Annotated in this window: 2 protein-coding genes; both read left to right on the top strand. The window is 56.4% G+C overall.

Annotated elements, in window-relative coordinates:
• The coding region (gene murJ / locus MED297_RS08715; RefSeq protein WP_008044131.1) for a murein biosynthesis integral membrane protein MurJ at window positions 1-1521 on the top strand (1521 nt) is incomplete at its 5' end.
• Window positions 1522-1594: 73 nt separating this feature from the next.
• Window positions 1595-2443: a riboflavin biosynthesis protein RibF gene (ribF, locus tag MED297_RS08710; RefSeq protein ID WP_008044128.1), complete on the top strand. Its 849-nt coding sequence runs from the start codon at window positions 1595-1597 to the stop codon at window positions 2441-2443.
• Window positions 2444-2452: the final 9 nt, after the last annotated feature.

Here is a 2452-nt window from a genome sequence, read left to right as displayed (position 1 = left end):
TTTCGCAGCTCGATTATCGTTTCTGCGGCGACCATGCTGTCGAGAGTGCTCGGCTTAGTTCGGGACATTGTCTTCGCGGTGCTGTTTGGTTCCGGCGGGGCACAGGATGCCTTCTTTGTTGCCTTTAAAATCCCCAACTTTTTGCGTCGGCTGTTTGCGGAAGGGGCCTTTAATCAGGCGTTTGTGCCCGTGCTGTCCGAGTATCGACATGCCGAAGGCGATGCCAGTGTGCGCAAACTGGTCAGCGCGGTTCAGATATACCTTGGCGCCATTGTTGGCGTGGTTACCTTATTGGCGGTGGTGGGATCGCCGATCGTGGCCTGGTTGTTTGCCTCGGGTTTCCATGATGATGGCGTGAAACTGGACCAGGTCGCCGGGTTTCTGCGCATTACCTTCCCTTATTTGTGGTTTATCTCGTTAACGGCACTGGGCTCGTCGGTGCTGAACAGCTATCAACAGTTTGCCGCGCCAGCCTTGGCTCCGGTGATTTTAAATCTCTGTCTGATCGGATCGGCGTTATTTCTCAGTCCTTTGTTCGAAGTCGGTCAAACCGGGATCGCCTGGGGCGTGTTTCTGGCCGGCTTGCTGCAGTGGCTGTTTTTATGGCCTTGGCTGCTGAAAACCGGCGTCTGGACACTGTCCGACTGGCGGGCGAAACACCCGGGTGTCAAAAAAATTCTGGTACTGATGGTACCGGGGCTGTTTGCCGTGTCCGTCAGTCAGATCAACCTGTTACTCGACACCCTGCTGGCGACCTGGTTAGCCGATGGCTCGGTTGGCTGGCTCTATTATTCGGATCGGCTCACGGAGTTACCGTTGGGGGTGATTGGCGTGGCCATCGGAACCGTTCTGTTACCCCGGCTGTCGTCGTTGCATGCGGAGTCCGACGGATCCATGTTTGAGCGAACCTTAGCCTGGGCGATTCGCTTGGTATTGCTGATTGGTCTGCCGGCGATGGTGGCGTTACTGGTGATGCCGGATGTATTGCTGTCCCTGCTCTTTGGGCATGGGGAGTTTACCGCACAGGATGTTCAGGCGGCCTCGGGCAGTCTGGCTGCCTACGCAATTGGGTTGCCGGCTTTTATGTTGATTAAGATACTGGCGCCGGGCTTTTTCTCGCGTCAGGACACTAAAACCCCGGTTAAAATCGCGGTTCAGGCCATGGTTTGGAACATGGTATTTAATGTTCTGCTGATTGTGCCGTTGGCGCATGTTGGGCTGGCGCTGGCAACCTCGTTGTCGGCCTGGCTGAATGCCTCACTGTTGGCCTGGCATCTGCGCAAAGATAATCGCCTGCCTCCGCTGCACACATTGCTGCCCTCAGTTCTGCGTATCGCCCTGGCCAGTACGGTCATGGGGGTGGTGCTCTGGGCGATGCTGACTCTGACCTTTTTTAGCAGCGCAACTGGTATTGTTATGGAAAGCCTGAGCGTGGCGATGCTGGTTGTTATCGGGCTGGTGGTGTTTGGCTTGACCGCTCTGGTACTGGGTATTCGACCGGCACAGCTCCGACACCCCTGATTGCTGCGGAGCTTCGGGACATCCGGACAAAACTTCAGTATACTGCGCGGCCCATTTCATCCCTCGATTCGATATGCGCGTCTCCCGTTTGCCATTGTCGCCTCTGAAGCCTGCTGCCGTGACCATCGGCAGCTTTGATGGCGTGCATGTTGGGCATCAACAAATCATTCAACGATTGACCCGGTATGCCCAGGCGAACGATCTGAGCTCGGTTGTGGTGACCTTTGAGCCCCAACCGCGCGAATTTCTGTCACCTGAGAATGCGCCGGCACGGCTGTCGTCATTGACCGATAAAGCGTTGCGCCTCGCGGAGCTTGGTGTCGATCATCTGGTGGTCTTGCCGTTTAACCGCCGATTGCGCTCTCTGAGTGCGGATGACTTTGTGCGCTCGGTGCTGATTGATCGGCTTAATACGCAGTGGCTGCAGGTCGGCGATGATTTTCGTTTCGGGGCCGACCGCAAAGGCAATGTGGATTTCCTGCGGAACTATGCGTTTGACGTGACCGACTTGCCCAGTCAGCGGGTGGATGGGGAGCGGGTCAGCAGTACGCTCATCCGGCAAGCCATTGCGGAGAACGATTTTAACCGCGCGGCGACGTTACTGGGCGAGTCGTTTGCTCTGTCCGGCCGGGTGGTTTACGGGCGGCAATTGGGGCGCACCATTGGCGTACCAACCGCGAACATTCTATTACCGCATCATCGTTTGCCGACGGACGGCGTCTTTGCCGTCAGCTCTGCGATTGATGGAAAAACCATACATGGCGTCGCCAATCTGGGACCGAAGCCGACGGTCGGCGATCATCGGCTCTGGCTGGAAACGCATTTCTTTGATTACGATGGTCATCTGTATGGCCGCAGCTTCGCATCGAGCTGCATCAGCGGCTGCGGGGCATTGAAACATTTGATAACCTTGACGCGCTGAAAAATCAGA

It is taken from the genome of Reinekea blandensis MED297, from assembly GCF_000153185.1.
In the GTDB taxonomy this organism is placed as follows: Bacteria; Pseudomonadota; Gammaproteobacteria; order Pseudomonadales; family Natronospirillaceae; genus Reinekea; species Reinekea blandensis.
Note: the sequence above shows the minus strand (reverse complement) of the source record. Positions and strands in the feature narration are given on the sequence as shown.

Coding starts and splice junctions, on each gene's coding strand:
- ribF (WP_008044128.1), top strand. CDS start 1,595: ATGCGCGTCTCCCGTTTGCCATTGTCGCCTCTGAAGCCTGCTGCCGTG.